Genomic DNA, 17,998 nt, shown 5'->3' on the forward strand with positions numbered 1-17,998 from the left:
CCTCGATTCGTGACAAATTCGGGTCGGTGTGTCCGCCGCGGAGGCTGGATGCAGGTGAAACCGCCCGTTGCCTACGGCGCGCCGGGGATCGCCGTCCCGCCGTAGCCGCCGGCCGCGATCGAGTTGCAGAGCTCGCTCCATTCGCAGCCGAGACACGCCGCACGGGTGCGGCCGGCAGCGAACGCGTCGCGCATCTTTCGCAACAGTCCCTGGTCGAGCTCGACGCGTGAGCCGGCCCGGACCGGACGGGCCAGCAGCTCCGCCACATCGCGTGCGGCCAGCCTGTCCCGTACCGTGACGCTGTCGCGCCAGCAGTGCGGGTCGGCATCGCCGAGCAGCGGCGCGCAGATGTCGTCCGGCCCGTCGACGACGAGAATGCCTTCGCCCTGCGAGATCCGTCCTGCGATCGCGTCATAGTTGGCCGTGAACGCAGGACTGTAGCCTTTGCCTGCATAGGTCAGCAGGCAAAGGAGGTGGTGGGCGCGAAGCCTGACGGTCATCCGGCGGGGCGCATCCGGCCACGCGCCATGAGCTTGAGCACCGCCGCGCCAAGGGCGGACTTCAGGACCGCGCCGACGAGGAACGGCGTCACGCCCAGCGCGATCGCCTGTTCCAGCCCAATCATCAGCGCCAGCCATGCTGCACCGAACAGGAGGCAGACGGCGTTGCTGAGGAGCATGCCGGTGAAGGCCCGAATCGGCCGGTTGCCGTTCCATCCGCGTTCGGCCAGCCAGCCGCAAAGGGCCGCCGCGAGGGGGAAGGCGAACAGATAGCCGGCGGTCGGTCCCATGAAATGCTGCGCGCCGCCGGCCCCGCCCGAGAGTACCGGCATGCCGAGCATAGCCTGACCAAGCCAGGCCATGACGGTGAGCGCGCCGAGCCGCCAGCCATATAGCGCACCGACGAGGGCGACGGCGAAGGTCTGCATGGTCACCGGCACCGGGACCATGGGAACCTCGATGTAGGAGGACACGGTCAGCAACAGCGTACCAAAGACGACGGCGGCAATTTTCCACGACAGCGGTCGGCTCTGCAGGTCGAAGGGAGTGGCGAGAGGCTTGATCGCCGCGGTGGCGGAATTGGTCGGCATGGAGGCTCCTTCTCATATTATAGATAATATTGCGAATCTATCGCTAAAGGAGTCCACAAAAATATCGGGATGGCAAGGGGTTCGCGCCCTCAGCGACGTGCGCTCCTGGCAGGGAGGCCTGTCCGTTGGCTCTTCTGGCCCGTCCACTGGACATGTCGCGCCAGCACCGAGGCCGCCATTTCGATCTCGCCGGCCCGGAGCGCCGCCAGGACGGCGCGATGGTCGCGGTCCGTCGGCGCATCCCATTCGGCGCGCCAGCCCGAAAACAGGAAGCGCGCGCTCGCCGTGTGCAGGTCGTCGATCGCCTTCAGCAGGCGCGGCATCCCGCACGGCGTGAGGATGATCTTGTGGAATGCCCGGTTGGCATCCTCCCATGACTGGACGTCCGCGGCCCGGTCGCCGGCCCGGTTGATCTCTTCGGCGCGGTCGAGGATGGCCTTGGTGAGATGCGGGGCGGCGTTGCGCAGCGCCAGCACTTCGAGTGCGGCGCGCATCTCGGCCACTTCGCGCACCTCGTCGAGGCTGAAGCCGGCGACGCGGACGCCGCGGCGCGGCTCGCTGACCACCAGTCCCTGCGCCTCCAGGCGCCGGAACGCCTCGCGCACCGGCACATGGCTGGCGCCGAACTCCGCGGCGATGTGGTCCTGGCGCAGCTTCGCGCCGGCCTCGATCGCACCCGATACGATGCGGTCAGCCAGCGTCCGGCTGATGCGGGCGGCAATGGTTTCGTCTTTGGTCTCGCTCATGTTTTGTAGATAATTTGCTTTGGCCGGGCCGTCGAGCGGGCCGTTCCATCTGCCGGGTGGTCTAGCACCAGATGGCGACCGGCATTCCGTGCCCGTCTGTGCTGGGCGGGCTCGGAAAGGAGCGCGCCGCACCCTCCGCTATGCGCCGCGCCACCAGGTGCATGGCGGTCGCGTCGAGGAAATCGTCGGCGTCGGCGCCGCGCGGCGGTCGAAGTGCCAGGAAATCGGGCGGCACGCCGCATTCGGCGAGCAGCGCCCTGCGCTCTTCCATGCCGGCCGGGTTCACCCGGTTCTTGATCTTCTTGGGCAGGCTCATCGCCCGGCCGCCGTTGAGCAGCCAGAACGCCACCTCGGGATGCGACTCGAACACGCGTGTCCGGAGGTCCGGACGATCCCGCAACAGGCGGTCGATCTCGCGGATTTTCGAGAAAATGCCGAAAGCCTGGATGGAGACGCCGCGCGGCGGGTCTGATGTGCGGCGCGCGACTTCGCTTGCCCGGCGGTGCGCATCATACCAGGCCTCGATCGACACGAAGGCGCTCTCGTCGGCATAGACCGCCGCGCGCGAGGGGATCGAGAATACGCTCGACTGGCGTTCGCCGAGCAGCCGGCGCACCAGCGCCTCGGGTCCGCGTCCGCCGTGACGTGTGAAATCGGGGAGGCCGATCGGCATGTCCACGGCGACGATCGCATCCCCGGGCAGCGCATCGAGCAGATCGGAGAAGGCCGCGAAGACGCAAACCTCGAGCGGGGCGTGCGGCCGGGCGATCACGGCGATCCAGCCGCCCTTGCAGCCGTCCACGCCGGCCGAGATTCGGTCGGCCGGCGTTGTCATGCGCGCCGGTCGCGCCCCGGATGCGTGAGATGCCTCAATTGCACCATCGCCATAGGATGCGAAAGGCTGGCGGCGTCGGTCTCCAGCGTGAGCTCGTCGGCGCCGCGCTTGGCGGTGCGCGCCAGGATCTCGAAGACGGAGGCCGTCGTCGTCTGCAGCGCCTTTGCGGCGCGCTGGCCGGAAAGAAGCCGCGCCAGGAACACCGCGCCGGTCAGGTCGCCGAGGCCGTTCGGCGGGCGCTCGATGATGCGGTGTTCAGCGAGCAGCGCCTCGTTCGGCGTCAGCAAGAGGTTGCCCGTGCCGCCCGCCATCATCGCCGGCGAGGACGTGACGAGCATGGTGGGCGGGCCTGCATCGAGTGCGGCCGCCATCACGGCGCGGATGTCGTCGAGCTTGACGCCGCACAGCCATTCCAGCTCGTAGCGGTTGGGGGTCGCGATGTCGGCGATGGGCAGCAGCCTGTCGCGCATCGCCGTCGCCAGGGCCTCCGGCACGTAGAGGCCGCCGTTGTCCCCTATCACCGGGTCGCACACGTAGGTCGCGCCAGGGTTCTTCGCCTTGATCGCCTGGACCAGCGAAGCGACCGCCTCTGCCTGCGCGGCGCTGCCAAGATAGCCCGACAGCACGCCCGCGACCTCGCCCAGCCACGGTGCGCGCTCGAGGTCCTTCATCAAGGCCGTAAACTGGTCGTCAGGCGGCACGATGCGTGTCGCGCGGCCATGGCCGGGATGCCAGGGCAGGGTGACGGTGGGCACCGCCCAAACCGGAAAGCCCAGCGTCTCCAATGCGAAGACGGCGGCGCGGTTGCCGACCGAGCCGCGCACGACATGGCTGGACACGACGATGACGGCGCGCGGGGCGTCGGCTTGCGGACTGCTCATGGATCTACCCGCCGCGAATCAGGAAAAGGACAAGCCAGATCACCACAGCCACGACGAGGATCAAGCCCAGTCCGCGGCCAATACGCATGCCCCAGCGCTCGATCGCGTCCTCGGCTTCCCCATCCTTGGCCGTCACATGCCTGCGCACGCGGTCGGACGCCCGCATGAGGAGGGAGCTGCTGTCGACCTCACGCGAAACGCGGTCGAGAATCCGTTTGGATTCCTCCCGGCCTCTGTCGTTCTGCTGATCGGTCATGCACCTATCCCCCGACGCGTCTCACTAGACCGCTGCATGCCAGCGTCACAACCTTTGATGGGCAGTAGCGTCGTTTTCTTGCACCTGCTTTATGTTAAAGCTGTGCGATCACTATTTCACGCCTGCCTGATTCATTCACGAGGGAAGTCATGATCTCTCCACGCACTACGGCCGCTTCCTCGTTCCGTCTCATGCCGGCCTTCCTCGTTGTCGCGGTGATCGTGCCGCTGCTCTCGGCGTGCGGCTTCAACACCATCCCGACAGCGGAAGAGAACGCCAAGGCGGCCTGGAGCGAAGTGCTCAACCAGTATCAGCGCCGCGCCGACCTCATCCCCAATCTGGTGGAAACGGTCAAAGGATACGCCGCGCACGAGAAGCAGGTTCTGGAGAGCGTGGTCGAGGCGCGCGCCAAGGCGACCCAGGTGACGGTGTCGCCGGAAACGCTGAGCGATCCCAACGCCTTCAAGCAGTTCCAGGACAGCCAGGCCGGCCTGACCAGCGCCCTGTCGCGGCTGCTGGCGGTGGTCGAAAACTATCCCGACCTCAAGGCCAACCAGAATTTCCTCGCGTTGCAGGCGCAGCTGGAGGGCACGGAGAACCGCATCGCAGTCGCCCGCCGCGACTACATCCAGGCGGTGAAGGACTACAACCTGACGCTCCGCACCTTCCCGTCGCTCCTGTGGGCGAAGCTCTGGTTCACCGACAACGAGCCGTTCCAGAATTTTACCGTCGCCGAGGACAAGATCCAGGCGCCGAACGTGAATTTTGGAACTGGTCAAGGCGGCTCCAGCGCTACGACCGGCAGCGGCTCCGGCGGGTAGGAGATTTCGCTATGCGCAAGAGCGCTGCGTGCGTTTTTGCATTTGTGCTTTTCCTGCTTGTTTTCCCTCTCTCAGCCTTCGCCACCGAACTGCCCGCGCTGACCGGGCGGGTCGTCGACGACGCCGGCATGATCGATCCCGCCACCGAGGCGGCGCTGGCGTCGAGGCTGGAGGCCTTCGAGAGGAAGACGTCGATCCAGGTCGTCGTGGCGACGGTCGACAGCCTCGACGGCGAAGCCATCGAACCCTATGCCAACCGTCTCTTCCGCGCCTGGGGCTTGGGGCAGGCAGGCGACGACAATGGCGCGCTGCTGCTGGTCGCCAAGAGCGACCGCAAGATGCGCATCGAGGTCGGCTATGGCCTCGAAGGAACGCTGACCGACCTGCATTCCAAGCTGATCATCGAGAACACGATGGTTCCGGCGTTCCGGCAGGGCGATTTTGCGGGCGGCATCTCCAGGGCCGCTGACCAGATCGTCATGGTCCTGGAGGGCAATGCCGGGGAGCTGACGCCGCCCGACTATCAGTACGAGGAGCCGGGCAGCGACATCGATCCGGTGGTGGTCATCTTCTTCATCATATGGGGCACGCTGTTTGTCGGCGGCTTCGCCATGGCCATCCTGCCGCCGATCTTCGGAAAGAAGATCGGGCCGAACCGCTATCGCTGGCTGGGCATGGACATCACAGTCGGGGGCGGCGGCTCTTCCTCGGGCGGGGGCTGGTCGTCGGGGTCGTCCTCGGGCGGCTGGTCGTCGGGCAGTAGCGGCGGCGGCTTCTCCGGAGGCGGAGGATCATCTGGGGGCGGCGGCGCCTCGGGGAGCTGGTGATGACGCGAACGATGACGGCTGCCGAGCATCGGCGCGTGACGGCGGCCATACAGGCTGCGGAAAGCCGGACGTCCGGCGAGATCTACTGCGTGGTGGCGCGGGCCAGCGACAACTATTTCTTCCCGGCCGCCTCGATCGCGCTGGCGTCGATCCTCGTCTTCAGCCTGCCCGTCGCCCTGGCGCTCGAATACCGGTGGATCGCGCTTCGGCTGCTGTGGTTCGTCGGCGCGCAACTGCTGGCGGCGGCGTGCGCGCTGCTGGCGCTGTGGCTTGTGCCGGCGCTCCGCCTCGCTCTCGTACCCCACCGGTTGCGCTATCGGCGCGCACACGACAATGCGCGGAAGCAATTCCTCGCCCGCAACGTGCACGTCACCACGGCGCGGACCGGTGTGCTGATCTTCGTGTCGCTGGCGGAGCGTTATGCCGAGGTGGTCGCCGACAGCGGCATCAACCAGAAGGTTTCGCAAGTGACGTGGAATGCCATCGTCGCGGAGCTGGTGGCCGCCGCGAAGGCGGACCGCCTCGCTGACGGCTTCGTCAAAGCTGTGGAAACAGTCGGCGCATTGCTGTCCGCGCACTTCCCGGTGAGTCCGGATGATGCGAACGAACTCGATGACCGCGTCGTCGAAATCTGATTCGACAACGCGGTCGGGCAGGCGCGCAACGGTTGCTTGAATTCCTGTGCCCGTGAGCGGCTGTCAGGAAATTTGGAAAGCTTGTGCGCATTTGGGCCAAGCGACACGCGATCGCTTGCGAACGGCGGAGTCTGCGCTATGGTTAAGAAACTATGACCACGCTGACAGTCGACATACGTAAGGCCGAACCGCGTGACGCAGATGCGATTGCGGACGTGCACCAGGCTGCCTGGCGTGGCGCTTATGCCGGCATCATTCCCCACCGCGCCCTGAACGCCATGATCGGCCGACGCGGCCCGCAATGGTGGGCGCACGCGATCCGGCGGGCAACGTCGATCCTGGTGGTCGAGGTCGGCGGCAAGGTGGCCGGCTACGCCACGATCGGCCGCAATCGGGCGCGCGAGCTTCCCCAGCAGGGCGAGATCTACGAACTCTACCTCAAGCCCGAGTGCCAGGGCATCGGGCTCGGCACCCGCCTCTTCGCGGCGGCGCGGGCCCGGCTCGCTGCGCACAACATGAAGGGGCTGGTCGTGTGGGCGCTGGAGGACAATGTCGGCGCCCTCGACTTCTACACCGGATCCGGCGGCCGCGATGTCGCTGAGGGCGTCGAGGTGTTCGACCAGAAGGCCCTACGGAAGGTTGCCTTCGTCTGGGACTGACGGGTCGGGACGGACCGTCCCCCGATCCAACCTCCTCGATCGAACTCCACTGCCTTCAGGTGCAGGGGCGGAGTGCTGGCCGTGCAGCTTCAATTGAAAAAGGCCGTTGTCGTTTGCCGGCAGCGGGCGCTGTCTCCCGGTGAAGCGCCGGGGTTCTGACCGGGAAGAACGCCCGGACCGCGCGACCTTTTTTCCGCCCGCTTCCTGCCGGTAGCCGATTGCGCGGGGGGCGTGCGCCCGCTATTGCGATGCACAAATTTTCAGGAGTGCCCCCCATGCGTATCGACGCCATCGCGATCGGCAAAAACCCGCCGGAAGACATCAACGTCATCATCGAAGTGCCGGTCGGCGGCGAGCCGATCAAGTACGAGATGGACAAGGAGGCCGGCACGCTGGTTGTCGACCGCTTCCTCTACACGCCGATGCGCTATCCCGGAAACTACGGCTTCGTGCCGCACACGCTGTCGGGCGACGGCGACCCGATCGACGTCTTGGTCTGCAACACGCGCGCCCTGGTGCCCGGCTGCGTCATCAACGTGCGCCCGATCGGCGTGCTCATCATGGAAGACAACGCCGGCGCCGACGAGAAGGTGATCGCAGTGCCGACGCCCGCGCTGACGCTGCGCTACCAGCACACGCACAACTACACCGATCTGCCGGAGATCACGCTGAAGCAGATCGAGCATTTCTTCGAGCATTACAAGGACCTCGAGCCCGGCAAGTGGGTGAAGATCGGCGGATGGCACGACGCCGACTATGCCAAGAAGATGATCGTCGAGGCGATCGAGCGGGCCAAGCAGCACGCCGCCTGACCATTGGCGGGTGAGGGCGGAGCCTGCAGTTCGCCCTCGACCTGCGCCGGTTCTTCGGAATCGGCGATCTTCCGCGTGGGTTATTGCGCCGCCAGCCGGGCGCGCAACGCCTCGGCCAGCGCCGTCGGGTTGCCGTCCACGCGCACCGTCTTGAGCCGCGCCGTGGCGCCCGCCGCGACCCGGACGGCGCTCCTGGGAACGCTCAGCCAGTCTCCGATCACCTTTTCGAGAGCGGCGTTCGCCGCCCCTTTCTCGGGCACCGCGCGAACCCTTGCGGCAACATGCGCCCGGCCGTCGGCCGTCTGCTCGACGCCCATCACCGCATCCCGCGACGAGCGCGGGGTCAGCCGGACGAAGATGGCCAGCCCGTCCGCCTCGGCGCGGAAGGGGTCCACCCCGGTCAGAGGACCAGCGGCGCGATCGACGTCAGCAGGAACTGGCGGAGGAAGAAGATGAGCAGAAGCACGATGATCGGCGAGATGTCGATGCCGCCGAGGTCGGGCAGGAGCCGCCGGATCGGCGCCAGCACGGGCTCCGTGATCTTGAACAGGAAGTTGCCGATGGCGCCGACGAACTGGTTGCGGGAGTTCACGACATTGAAGGCGTAGAGCCACGAGAAGATCGCCGAGGCGATCAGCAGCCACCAATAGATGTCGAGCGCGAGCACAATGGTCTGGATCAGCGCGAGCATTCGGGTCTCCGTGCAACTCCGCGACATGTAGCCATTGGCCGGGAATGCGGCAAGTCCCGTTCCGCAGTCTGCGGATGGTCAGCGGGCGGCCCAGTTCATGCCGCGGCGCAGGATCGTGCGCATCTCGGGCGTCTCGAACTCCGCCGCCTGATGGCCGAGCGAGGAATAGAAGACGCGGCCCTTGCCATGCCGGCGCTTCCACACCACCGGCATGACGACGCCCTCGATCCACCAGGCGTGCTCGCCGCCGAAGGTCGTTGTGGCGAGCACCTCGTTCGAGGGATCGACATGCATGTAGTACTGCTCGGACCGATAGGAAAAACTCTCGATGCCCTGCATCACGGGATCGTCGGGCTGCACGATGTCCACCCGGTAGTCGATGATGTCGCCCGGGTGGGCGACCCACTGGCCGCCGACCATGAACTGGTAGGCGACGCATTCGCGGAACGCATCGCCCATGCCGCCATGGTGCCCGGCGAGGCCGACCCCGCCTTCGACAGCCGCGACCAGGTTCGCGGCCTCCTCCTTGCCGATCTTCGACATGGTGTAGATGGGGACGATCAGGCTCAGTTCCTGGATGGCAGGATCGGCGAAGGCGGTCGTAGTGCCGGCGAGTTCGACCTCAAAACCGTCCTCGGCCAGCCATCGGGCGAAGATTTCGGCGCATTGCAGCGGCTGGTGACCTTCCCAGCCGCCCCAGACGATCAGTGCCTTGCGCATGCAGTGCCCTCCAGCGGCGGCCGGGTTTCTAGGCCGGCGTCGGCGCGTCCTTCGCGATCAGACCCTCGGCCTTCAGGTCCGACCACAGCGACGCCGGTATGGCGTGGTTGAAGTTCTCGACGGTCTTGCGCACGTGATCAGGGTGGATCGCGCCCGGAATGACCGAGGCGACCGACGGGTGGCCGAGCGGGAACTGCAGCGCGGCGGCCGCCAGCGGCACCCCGTGGGCGCGGCAGACGGCCTCGATGCTGCGCGCCTTCTCCATCACGTCGGGCGTGGCGTCGGCGTAGTTGTACTTGGCGCCGGGCACAGGCCCGGTGGCCGTGATGCCGGAGCTATAAACGCCGCCGATGACGATGCCGACATCATGGCGCTGACAGGCAGGCAGCTCCTCCGCCAGTGTCTCGTGCTCCATCAGCGTGTAGCGCAGGGCGAGCAGGAAGAAGTCGAGGTCGACGAGGTCGAGGAAGCGCGGGATCATGCCCAACTCGTTGATGCCGGCGCCGATGCCCCGCACGAGGCCGTGCGCGCGCAGCTCGGCCAGCGCGCGCCAGCCGGAGGTGAAGAGCTGGTCGAGATAGGCGTTCACCTTCTTCTCCGTCTTGTGGAACCAGAAGTCGAGGTCGTGGATGACGAGAAGATCGATGCGGTTCATGCCGAGCCGCATGTGCGACTGCTCATAGGCGTGCATGATGCCGTCGTAGGTGTAGTCGTGGACGTGGTCGAAGCGCAGGCCGCCGGCCCAGCCGGAAGGCTGGAACGCATCGGGATTGGCCGGCGGGAAGAACCAGCGGCCGACCTTGCTGGACAGGATGAACTCGCCGCGCGGCCGATTGTCGAGGAGCCGCCCGGTGCGGATCTCGCTCAGCCCGCTGCCATAGAATGGGGCGGTGTCGAAATAACGGATGCCCACGTCCCACGCCGCCTCCAGCGTGGCCGCCGCGGTCTTCTCGTCAACACGCGTGAACAGCTCGCCGAGGCCAGCGCCGCCGAAGCCGAGTTCCGAAACCGGGACGCCCGACTTGCCGAGACGCCGGGTCTTGAACGATTGCATGCGGTGAGCCCTCCCTTGCCCGCCTCGACGTTCGCCAAGCCGCGGCCAGCGCCGCCGCTCCTTCCGACAGCGTTCTTAAGCGCATTTTGGGCTCGTTTCCAGAACGCCGGCCGCCGGGGCCATCGCTGCCGTCACGTCTGGCGCAGCCTGGCCCAAACCGGCGCATGGTCGCTGGCGCCGTCCAGCCCGCGAAGCTCGCGGTCGACGCCGGCCTGCTCGAGGCGTTCCGCCAGCGGCGCATTGAGCAGGATGTGGTCGAGCCTGAGACCCGCGTCGCGCGGCCAGCGGTTCCGCTTGTAGTCCCAGAAGGTGTAGACGCGCTCGCCCGGATGCAGCGCCCGCAGCGCATCGGTCCACGAGCGCCCGACGAGGCGGCGGAAGGCGGCCCGGCTCTCGGGCTGGACCAGCGCGTCATCGTCCCAGGATCGCGTCGGGTAGATGTCGATGTCGGTCGGCGCGACGTTGAAATCGCCGACCAGCGCCACCGGCGCGCCGGTGCGGCGCAGGCCTGTCGCGTGCCGGTGCAGCCGGTCGAGCCAGGCGAGCTTGTAGTCGAATTTCGGCCCGGGCTGCGGATTGCCGTTTGGCGCGTAGAGACAGGCGACGACGACGCCGCGCACGGCGGCCTCCACGTAGCGGGCCTGGGTGTCGGCCGAATCGCCCGGCAGGGCGCTGCGGATCAGCACCGGCTCGACGCCGCGCGACAGGATGGCGACGCCGTTCCATGTCTTTTGCCCGACCCAGACCGCCCGGTAGCCGACGCTCTCCAGCGCGGAGGCGGGAAACGCCGACGTCGCGGCCTTCAGCTCCTGCAGGCAGACGACGTCCGGCTTGCGGCCGCGCAGCCAGGCGAGCAGGTTGTCCAGCCTGTGGTTGACATTGTTGATGTTGAACGTGGCCAAGAGCATCGACTTGTTCCCGCCATGCGCTGACTGCACCCTCCAGGGCTGCCCGCGGCGGGGCGGCCCGTCGCCTGTCGCCGCGGCCCTGATTGAGCCACCATCGGTGGTGGTATGGCAAGCAGGCTTGCCTGCATTTCGTGTAGGGATTTCGCGTTCCCTGCCGGACTCGCCGGGGGAGTGCGGGCGGTTCGCGCGGCTGCGGCCGTCGTTGGCCCGATATGGGTCGGTCGCTGGCGGACAATTTTCGCCTGCGTCACGTCACGCCTTGACAGGAACCGGCGGCACCACATAAATGCGCGGCATCCGCTGACGGGGCTGTAGCTCAGCTGGGAGAGCGCGTCGTTCGCAATGACGAGGTCAGGGGTTCGATCCCCCTCAGCTCCACCAGCGGTATTTCCGACATCACCAGTTTCAGAGGCAGCTGGCCTTTCTTTCGCGCTGTTTGGTTAAGCGTCATGCAATTGGACGCGGAGGAGCGCTTCTTATTCCCCTTCCAGCGCCGGTCGCCTCGACCACTTCGAGGCGCGGGGCGCTGGCTTCGGAGTCGTAGCGCGGCCTCCTAGCCGCTCGCGCCGGCGCTTGCCGGCGCGATCGTTGCATCTGATTCCGGCACGCCGGCGATGCCAAGAGCGGTGACGTAGCGCTCGGCGAACACCTGGTCCCGCCACGGGTTGATCTGCCTCTGCAGGCCGAGCGAGTAGGTGGGGAACGCGTCCATCAACCGGCGCGCCGCCGCCCGCGCCTCATCCAGCCGGTCGAGCCGGACCAGCGCCATGATCACCACCCGGTGCGAGGAGCCGTAGTTGGGCATCTCGCGCAAGGCGCGTTCGCCCCATGCCAGCGCTTCCTCGTAGCGCTCGAGCATCAGGTAGCTCATGCCGATGCCGGACAGCGCAATGCCCTTCTCTGGGTCGACGGGGCTCAGCCGCATCGCCCTGTGGAAGTGCTCGATCGCGACGAGGGGCCGGCTGGCGTGGGCGTTCACCCAGCCGCTGCCCGTGTAGCCCTGCGCCGAATTGGGGTTGAGCAACAGCGACCGATCGATGACGCCCAGCGCCGTTTCGTAGTCGCGGGCGCTGTAGGCGATCACCTGGGCGGCAAAGCGCAGGCTGGTCGGATCGTCGCGCGCTTCCGCCAGCGCCTCGCGCGCCATGCGCACTGCGACGCGGACATCGTCGGGCTCATGCCAGCACTGGCTGACCGACAGGCTGCGGATATAGGCGCCCAGCGCCCTCGCCAGGGTGAAGCCGGGGTCGATGCTCAGCGCCTCGTTGGTAAGCCGGCGCACGTCGGCAAAGCCCTCGCGCGTCATGCTGTAGAAGCGTGGCAGCGCGCGCAGGTAGAGGTCGTAGGCGCTCATGTAGTCGGTCGGCTTGGTGCGCGCCTGCTTGATTTCCTCCAGCCGGATGCTCGGCTCGACCGCGCCGACGACGCTTTCGGTCACCTTGTCCTGCAGGTCGAAGATGTCGCTGACGTCGCCGTCGAAGCGGTCGGCCCAGACATGATGTCCGCTGATCGCGTCGACCAGCTGGCCGACGATGCGCACGCGCGATCCGGCCTTGCGGATGCTGCCTTCCAGCACGTAGCGGACGCCGAGCTCGCGCGCCACCTGGCGCACGTCCACCGCCCGGCCCTTGTAGGTGAAGGACGAGTTGCGGGCGATCACGAAGAACGACTTCACCCGGCTCAGGGCGGTGATGATGTCCTCGACCAGGCCGTCGGCGAAATACTCCTGCTCGGGGTCGCCGCTCATGTTGGTGAAGGGCAGGACGGCGATCGACGGCTTCTCGGGAAGCGGAAACGCCGCAGCGACCGAGGTGGCGGCTCCCGCGCCGATCCGATAGGCGCGCACCGGCCGCTCGATGTTCCTGAGGCGCAGGTCGCCGAGCGGCGTGAAGCCGCAGTCGAGCTTGCCCTGAAGATGGTCGTAGGCCGTGCCGGAGACGATGATGGCGCCGGGTTCGGCGATGCTCTCGAGGCGGGCGGCGATGTTGACGCCGTCGCCATAGAGGTCGCCGTCCTCCTCGCAGATCACGTCGCCGAGATTGATGCCGATGCGCAGCCGGATCCGCTCGTCGTCGGACCTGTCAGCCTCGCGCTCGGCGAGGACCTGCTGGATCGCCAGCGCGCAGGTGACCGCATTGACGACGCTTGCGAACTCGCACAGCACGCCGTCGCCGGCGAGCTTCACGATGCGACCTTCGTGCTCGCAGACGAGCGGTTCGAAGAGCTCCTTGCGGTAGGCCTTCAGCCGCTCAAGGGTGCCGCGCTCGTCGCGCTCAGTCAGGCGCGAATAGCCGACGACGTCGCAGGCCAGGATCGCCGCCAGGCGGCGCTGCACGGTCATTGCGCTGCCCGGCCAGGCGCATGCCCGCGCCGCAGCCCCGCCAACCTCCAGAGGTCCCAGGTGCATGGCATCATCTCTCCCAGCCGCCGCCCGCATGCGATGCGGAACGGTGGCGTTAGCTTCGCCCTGCCTTCAAGAGATTCACCATACTGCCTGCGGACGCGGAGCGTTTCAGCCGCTCCGTCTACGCCGCCTGCACGACGCGGCGCTCCCACGCCGCCTCCGGGACATACACACGCTTTCCGGAACGGCGGACATTTACGTGTTCGTGTAACAGGCTGACGCTACGGCAGCAGTGTTTTTGTCGCCGCCATGTAACGGGGCGGCGACACCGGGCGCATGCTGGCGCGCCGGAGACGAAGCTCCGGAGCGCCAGGCAATACTTCAGGTAGTGGTCCGGGGTCAGACCACGCCGTCGGCCTTGATCTGGCGGACGGCGCCTTCGAACGCGTCGAGCGTCTGATCGATCACGGCATCGCTGTGCTCGATCGACATGAACCACGCGCCGCGCTCCAGCGCGCGCACGCCGCGGCGCAGCAGCGCCGTGGTGAGGGCGACATAAGCAGGGCGGTTCATGCGCGCCAGATCGCGGTAGTTGCGCGCCGGCTCTTCAAGGCCAAGCGCAACATGGAAGACCTGCGGAAAGCCTTCCACCACCGCCTTGACGCCTTCCCGCGCGAAAATTTCACGCATGCCGGTCATCAGGCGCGTCCCGGTCCTGTCGATCGCCGCATAGAGCGAGGGCTGCAGCGACTTGAGCGTGGCGACGGTCGCGGCCATGGCGATCGGCTGCGAGTTGTAGGTGCCGCCGTGCACGACGCCGCCGGTCGAGAACAGGTCCAGCAAGTCGGCGCGCCCGGCGATTGCGGCGACCGGGAAGCCGTTGGCGATGGCCTTGCCGAAGGTCGAAAGGTCGGGCTTCACGCCGAAACGCTCCTGAGCGCCGCCGGGGGCGAGGCGGAAGCCGGTGATGACCTCGTCGAAGATCAGGATCGCGCCGTGGCGGGTGCAGGCCTCGCGGACGCCTTCGAGGTAGCCCGCCGCCGGATGCACCGCGCCGGCGTTGCACATGGCGGCTTCCATGATGACCGCCGCGATGTCGCCGACGGCCAGCCGTTTGACCAGGAGATCCAGGTCGTTCCATGGCAGGACGACGAGGGTGTCGGCCGTATCGGCGAGTTGTCCCTTGCTGCCGGCGACCGGGTTGGGCGCATCATAGGGCCCCGCCGCATCAGGCGCCGGCGCCGTCGACCAGAGCACGTTGTCGAACCAGCCATGGTAGTGGCCCTCGAACTTGATGACTTTCTGCCGGCCTGTCGCGGCCCGCGCCAGCCGCAGCGCGGCCTGGTCGACTTCCGACCCCGAACTGCCGAAGCGCATGCGCTCGGCCGAGGGCACCATCTCGCACACGAGGCGCGCGGCCTCAGCCTCAACCTCGGTCTGCCCGGCAAAGAGGATGCCGTTCTCGATCTGAGCCTTCACCGCGTCCGCCAGGGCCTTGGGATTGTGCCCGAGGATCATCGGTCCCATGCCGAGGTAGTAGTCGATCAGCCTGTTGCCGTCGATGTCGTGGAGATATGGACCCACGCCGCGTTCGAAGACGAGCGGCGTGGGAGAGATGTTCAGGCGGAAGTTGCTGTTGACGCCGCCGGACATCCATTGCGAATTGCGCTTTATTGTTGCCGCCGATTTATCGAAGGACAGAAATTCCTCCGGCTCCGGCAAAGCGCTTCCAGCGGTTGACGAAATAGACAAGGCCTTACTCCTGCTCGTATTCATTTTAGCAGGCACCAGCCCCGCCCGGTTGTAAATGGGACTTCGTTCCATCAGACGGAAACTTGCCGCCCACCCCGCTTCCGATCAGTCCGCGGTGTCCTTGAGGACCGCAATGCAGTCGATCTCGTAGAGCAATCCGCCCAGGCAGCGGGTCAGGGTGGTGCGTGCGGGATAGGGAGCCTGGAAGTACTCGGTATAGATGCGGTTGAACTCCGCGACGTCGCTGTCGTCGCGGACGTAGTTCCTCGTCTGCACCACATGGGCGAGATCGCTGCCGGCCGACTCCAGCACCTTGCGCAGGTTCTCGATCGAGCGGCGGACTTCACCCTCGAAGCTGTCGGAAACGATCTTGCCGGTGGCGTCGACGGATGCCTGGCCGGACACGAAGATCAGGTTGCCCACGCGCGTGGCGGGGCTGAAGGGCAGGTGGGAGCGGGGCGTGTCGGGATCACCCGGATATTCGATCTTCATCTCAATTTCCTCAGGCGCTGATTGGGAAAACAGGCTGGCGGAGCCGGCGATAGGGGAGAGTGGTCAAGGCGCTGGTGCAGGGGCCGGGCGTCTTGACGGTGTAGCTGCCTGCGGTGATCGGGTCGTAGACGCGCCGGTGGGCCACCGCCGCCTTGACGCCGATGGCGAACAGGTTTTCCGGCACGATGCCCTGGGAGCGCAGCTGGCCAAGATCGTTCGGTGGCGTCTTCAGGCTGGTCAGCAGCACGGTGACGCCCTCAATCCTGACAACCGCCGAGGGCCCCATCTCGATGTGGATGCCGCGCGAGGCGACCATGTGGCTGTTGCGGTCCTCTAGCGTAAAGGCGCCGTTGCTGCGGCTGACGAACTCGACCTCGGCGTCGAGCGGACCGGCGCCCAGCGGACCGGCGCCCAGCGGGCTGCCCTTGCCGCCGATGCTCAGCCTGCGTCGCTCGCCCGGCCGGGCATCGGCCAGCGCCGCCACTGCGTCTTGGTCGGCAATCACCACTGCGGCGTTCGAGAAGCCGTGCCTGAGAAAACCGCGCAGCACCGCCGTGTCGTCGCCCGGCGCGCCGCCGCCGATGTTGTCGGAGGGCTCGACAACGGCATAGGGGCCGCCGCTCTTTCCCTTGATCTCAGACAGGGCCTCGTCGAGGTCCCATTCTTCCGGCTGGCCCATTTCGCGAAGCTCGATCGCCAGCCGCTCCAGTTCGTCGAGGGCCTTTTGGGCGTCCCCCTCTGGACCCGTTGTTACGACACAGAACGCCACGCCCGCATCGGGAACGTCGGAGAAGGCATAGCCGCCAACCACGCTGACGGACCAGACATCGGGGTTCTCAGCCTCTATCCGGCGCGCCAGAGCCGCGAGGTCGCGCATCGGCCGGTCCGCCGTGCCGGTCCCGGGAGGCGCCCATATGACGGGGGCGTTGCGGGAGAATATCCTCGGGGCGACGCCTTCCTTGAGCGAGCGGGCCAGCAGCCGGGCTGCGAGCATCGCGGAATCCCTGGAATCGATGTGCGGATTCTCGCGATAGCCGACGAGGCCGCTGGCGTGCTGCGCCATCTTGGCAGTGAAGTTCGCATGCAGGTCGAATACGGCGAACACGGGCAGCTTTTCCGCGCCTGGCACGGCGCGTATCAGCGCGAGCAGGTCGCCTTCGGGATCCACGGATTGGGCGGTGACCATCGCCCCGTGGAGGGAGAGCCAGATGCCGTCGAGGCCGCCGTTGGCAAGCGCCGTCTTCAGGCCCGCCTCCAGCTCCGCGCAGAACTGCTCGAACACGGCATGGTCGATGGTGGCGGAGGGCATGGCCACGAAGTCGGAGACCGGGATCACCTCCCAGCCCTCGGCGTCGGCTACCTCCAGGAAGCCGCAGATCGTCGAGCTGTCGCCCTTCTTCTTGAGGATGTCGCCGCCTCTCTTGATGGCGAATTCGTCGAACGAGGTGGCGCCCGCGACGAAGCTGTGGGTCTCGTGGAAGATGGAGGCGAGAAGGATGCGTGGCTTTTTCATTGAGCGCTGCCGATGCTGTTGACTGGAATGGGGCCGGCGGCCTTCTTGAGGTCCGCGGTGATCTCGGCGAGGTGAGAGACGAGAAGCTTGCCTGTCCGCGCCATGGTGTCGGGATCGAAGCGCGCCGCCGACCCGGCGACGCTGACGGATGCGATGGCGTCTCCGTTCGGCCCGAAGATCGGCGCCGCGACGCAGGCGGCGCCGATTTCGTTCTCCTCATACTCGGTCGTCCACCCCGTATCCCGACAGCGCGCGAGCAGGTCTTCGAGTTGCAGCGGATCGGTGACGGTGCGATCGGTGGTTGGGCGCAGCTGCCCCAGCCTGTAGATCGCCTGGCGGAATTCGACCGGCTGGTATGCGAAGAGCGCCCGGCCGCAGGCGGTGGAATGATAGGACGCACGCGTTCCGGAGTAGGAGGAGGCCCGCAGCGTGTGGCTGCCTTCCAGGCTCTCCACGATCACCGCGTCGGTCGGGCCGGGTATGGCGAGGTTCACCGTCTCGCAGGTGGTCACGCAGAGGCGCATGAGATGCAGCCTGGCGACCGCCGCGATGTCGAGACGCCGCTCCACCGCCTTGCCGTAAACAATGTGCTGCAGGCTGAGCCGATAGGCGCCGGCCGCGCCATCATGCTCGGCAAGCCCGACGTCGACGAGCGCGGTCACCAGATTGAAGGCCGTCGTCTTTGCCAGCCCGGTCGCCGCGGCGAGATCACGCAGCGAGACCCAGGCGCCATGCGCCATGGCGTCGAGCAGAGCCTTGGCGCGCCCGATCGATTGGATGCGGGCTTCTGGAGCCCGGTCCGTACTGCCTTGCCGTAGCGGCGATGCGACCTTCTTTACGGGCATATCGCTGTCGGTATTTCGGTTTGGAACATTTATCATTCCACATCATAGAATGGCTGAAAGGACGCTGAGTGACCCCAACTGAACTATGAGAAATCCGTGGATGCAAGGCCTCCAAGG

21 protein-coding genes and 1 tRNA gene are annotated in these 17,998 nt (G+C 66.9%); 6 read left to right on the forward strand and 16 right to left on the reverse strand.

The features are described from left to right. Positions 1-71 precede the first annotated feature (71 nt). From PD284_RS06255 to PD284_RS06280, 6 genes are all read right to left on the reverse strand, one after another. The gene (locus PD284_RS06255) at positions 72-500 is read right to left on the reverse strand and encodes a DUF1284 domain-containing protein (protein WP_274627354.1); all 429 of its coding nucleotides are present in this window, start codon (positions 498-500) and stop codon (positions 72-74) included. After that, entirely contained in the window at positions 497-1,090 is a 594-nt protein-coding gene (locus tag PD284_RS06260) for a biotin transporter BioY (RefSeq protein ID WP_274627355.1), read from the reverse strand. Before PD284_RS06260 ends, PD284_RS06255 begins: the two co-directional genes overlap by 4 nt. Positions 1,091-1,179: 89 nt before the next feature. Further along, positions 1,180-1,836, reverse strand: coding sequence for a GntR family transcriptional regulator (locus tag PD284_RS06265; protein ID WP_274627356.1), 657 nt, complete (start codon positions 1,834-1,836; stop codon positions 1,180-1,182). Positions 1,837-1,897: 61 nt separating this feature from the next. After that, a complete protein-coding gene (locus PD284_RS06270) occupies positions 1,898-2,671 on the reverse strand; it encodes a DUF429 domain-containing protein (RefSeq protein WP_274627357.1) in 774 nt (257 codons plus the stop codon). Then, entirely contained in the window at positions 2,668-3,552 is an 885-nt protein-coding gene (gene pdxY, locus PD284_RS06275) for a pyridoxal kinase PdxY (protein WP_274627358.1), read from the reverse strand. The genes PD284_RS06270 and pdxY overlap by 4 nt, the downstream gene beginning before the upstream one ends. 4 nt (positions 3,553-3,556) lie before the next feature. Then, on the reverse strand, positions 3,557-3,808 hold the full coding sequence (locus PD284_RS06280) for a hypothetical protein (RefSeq protein ID WP_274627359.1): 252 nt from the start codon (positions 3,806-3,808) through the stop codon (positions 3,557-3,559). A gap of 149 nt (positions 3,809-3,957) precedes the next feature. Here PD284_RS06280 and PD284_RS06285 point away from each other — a divergent pair, with 149 nt between their 5' ends. The 5 genes from PD284_RS06285 to ppa all read left to right on the forward strand — a co-directional run bounded on the left by PD284_RS06285 (position 3,958) and on the right by ppa (position 7,562). Next, positions 3,958-4,629 carry a LemA family protein gene (locus tag PD284_RS06285; protein ID WP_274627360.1) on the forward strand — a complete coding sequence of 224 codons (672 nt, stop codon included), beginning with the start codon at positions 3,958-3,960 and terminating at the stop codon, positions 4,627-4,629. 11 nt (positions 4,630-4,640) lie between these two features. Beyond that, the gene (locus PD284_RS06290) at positions 4,641-5,456 is read left to right on the forward strand and encodes a TPM domain-containing protein (RefSeq protein ID WP_274627361.1); all 816 of its coding nucleotides are present in this window, start codon (positions 4,641-4,643) and stop codon (positions 5,454-5,456) included. A gap of 11 nt (positions 5,457-5,467) precedes the next feature. Further along, entirely contained in the window at positions 5,468-6,091 is a 624-nt protein-coding gene (locus PD284_RS06295) for a TPM domain-containing protein (RefSeq protein ID WP_411956182.1), read from the forward strand. Positions 6,092-6,243: 152 nt separating this feature from the next. Further along, entirely contained in the window at positions 6,244-6,750 is a 507-nt protein-coding gene (locus tag PD284_RS06300) for a GNAT family N-acetyltransferase (protein ID WP_274627363.1), read from the forward strand. Positions 6,751-7,025: 275 nt separating this feature from the next. Next, the gene (gene ppa / locus PD284_RS06305; protein ID WP_274627364.1) at positions 7,026-7,562 is read left to right on the forward strand and encodes an inorganic diphosphatase; all 537 of its coding nucleotides are present in this window, start codon (positions 7,026-7,028) and stop codon (positions 7,560-7,562) included. 80 nt (positions 7,563-7,642) lie between these two features. Here ppa and PD284_RS06310 read toward each other — a convergent pair whose 3' ends face one another. From PD284_RS06310 to PD284_RS06330, 5 genes are all read right to left on the reverse strand, one after another. Further along, positions 7,643-7,957 (reverse strand): DUF167 family protein, encoded by a 315-nt coding sequence (locus PD284_RS06310; protein WP_274627365.1) that lies wholly within the window; start codon positions 7,955-7,957, stop codon positions 7,643-7,645. A 5-nt stretch (positions 7,958-7,962) separates the two neighbouring features. After that, entirely contained in the window at positions 7,963-8,253 is a 291-nt protein-coding gene (locus PD284_RS06315; RefSeq protein WP_274627366.1) for a YggT family protein, read from the reverse strand. Between the two features lie 78 nt (positions 8,254-8,331). Continuing rightward, the gene (locus tag PD284_RS06320) at positions 8,332-8,973 is read right to left on the reverse strand and encodes a ThuA domain-containing protein (RefSeq protein ID WP_274627367.1); all 642 of its coding nucleotides are present in this window, start codon (positions 8,971-8,973) and stop codon (positions 8,332-8,334) included. Between the two features lie 28 nt (positions 8,974-9,001). After that, a complete protein-coding gene (locus PD284_RS06325; protein WP_274627368.1) occupies positions 9,002-10,027 on the reverse strand; it encodes an aldo/keto reductase in 1,026 nt (341 codons plus the stop codon). Positions 10,028-10,158: 131 nt separating this feature from the next. After that, the gene (locus tag PD284_RS06330) at positions 10,159-10,935 is read right to left on the reverse strand and encodes an exodeoxyribonuclease III (RefSeq protein WP_274627369.1); all 777 of its coding nucleotides are present in this window, start codon (positions 10,933-10,935) and stop codon (positions 10,159-10,161) included. A 305-nt stretch (positions 10,936-11,240) separates the two neighbouring features. On the opposite strand from PD284_RS06330, the gene PD284_RS06335 reads away from it, so the two are divergent. Then, a tRNA-Ala gene (locus PD284_RS06335) sits at positions 11,241-11,316 on the forward strand. 172 nt (positions 11,317-11,488) lie between these two features. On the opposite strand, the gene PD284_RS06340 is transcribed toward PD284_RS06335, so the two are convergent. From PD284_RS06340 to PD284_RS06360, 5 genes are all read right to left on the reverse strand, one after another. Then, positions 11,489-13,342: an adenylate/guanylate cyclase domain-containing protein gene (locus PD284_RS06340; RefSeq protein WP_274627370.1), complete on the reverse strand. Its 1,854-nt coding sequence runs from the start codon at positions 13,340-13,342 to the stop codon at positions 11,489-11,491. A 336-nt stretch (positions 13,343-13,678) separates the two neighbouring features. After that, positions 13,679-14,932: an aspartate aminotransferase family protein gene (locus tag PD284_RS06345; RefSeq protein ID WP_274627371.1), complete on the reverse strand. Its 1,254-nt coding sequence runs from the start codon at positions 14,930-14,932 to the stop codon at positions 13,679-13,681. Between the two features lie 204 nt (positions 14,933-15,136). Continuing rightward, positions 15,137-15,523 (reverse strand): RidA family protein, encoded by a 387-nt coding sequence (locus PD284_RS06350; protein WP_274627372.1) that lies wholly within the window; start codon positions 15,521-15,523, stop codon positions 15,137-15,139. A 10-nt stretch (positions 15,524-15,533) separates the two neighbouring features. Then, complete coding sequence (locus PD284_RS06355; protein WP_274627373.1) at positions 15,534-17,036, reverse strand: M81 family metallopeptidase; 1,503 nt, start codon at positions 17,034-17,036, stop codon at positions 15,534-15,536. After that, positions 17,033-17,881 (reverse strand): IclR family transcriptional regulator, encoded by an 849-nt coding sequence (locus PD284_RS06360; RefSeq protein WP_274627374.1) that lies wholly within the window; start codon positions 17,879-17,881, stop codon positions 17,033-17,035. Before PD284_RS06360 ends, PD284_RS06355 begins: the two co-directional genes overlap by 4 nt. Between the last annotated feature and the right edge of the window lie 117 nt (positions 17,882-17,998).

Origin of the sequence: Mesorhizobium shangrilense (assembly GCF_028826155.1) — a bacterium.
GTDB classification, from domain to species: domain Bacteria; phylum Pseudomonadota; class Alphaproteobacteria; order Rhizobiales; family Rhizobiaceae; genus Arvimicrobium; species Arvimicrobium flavum.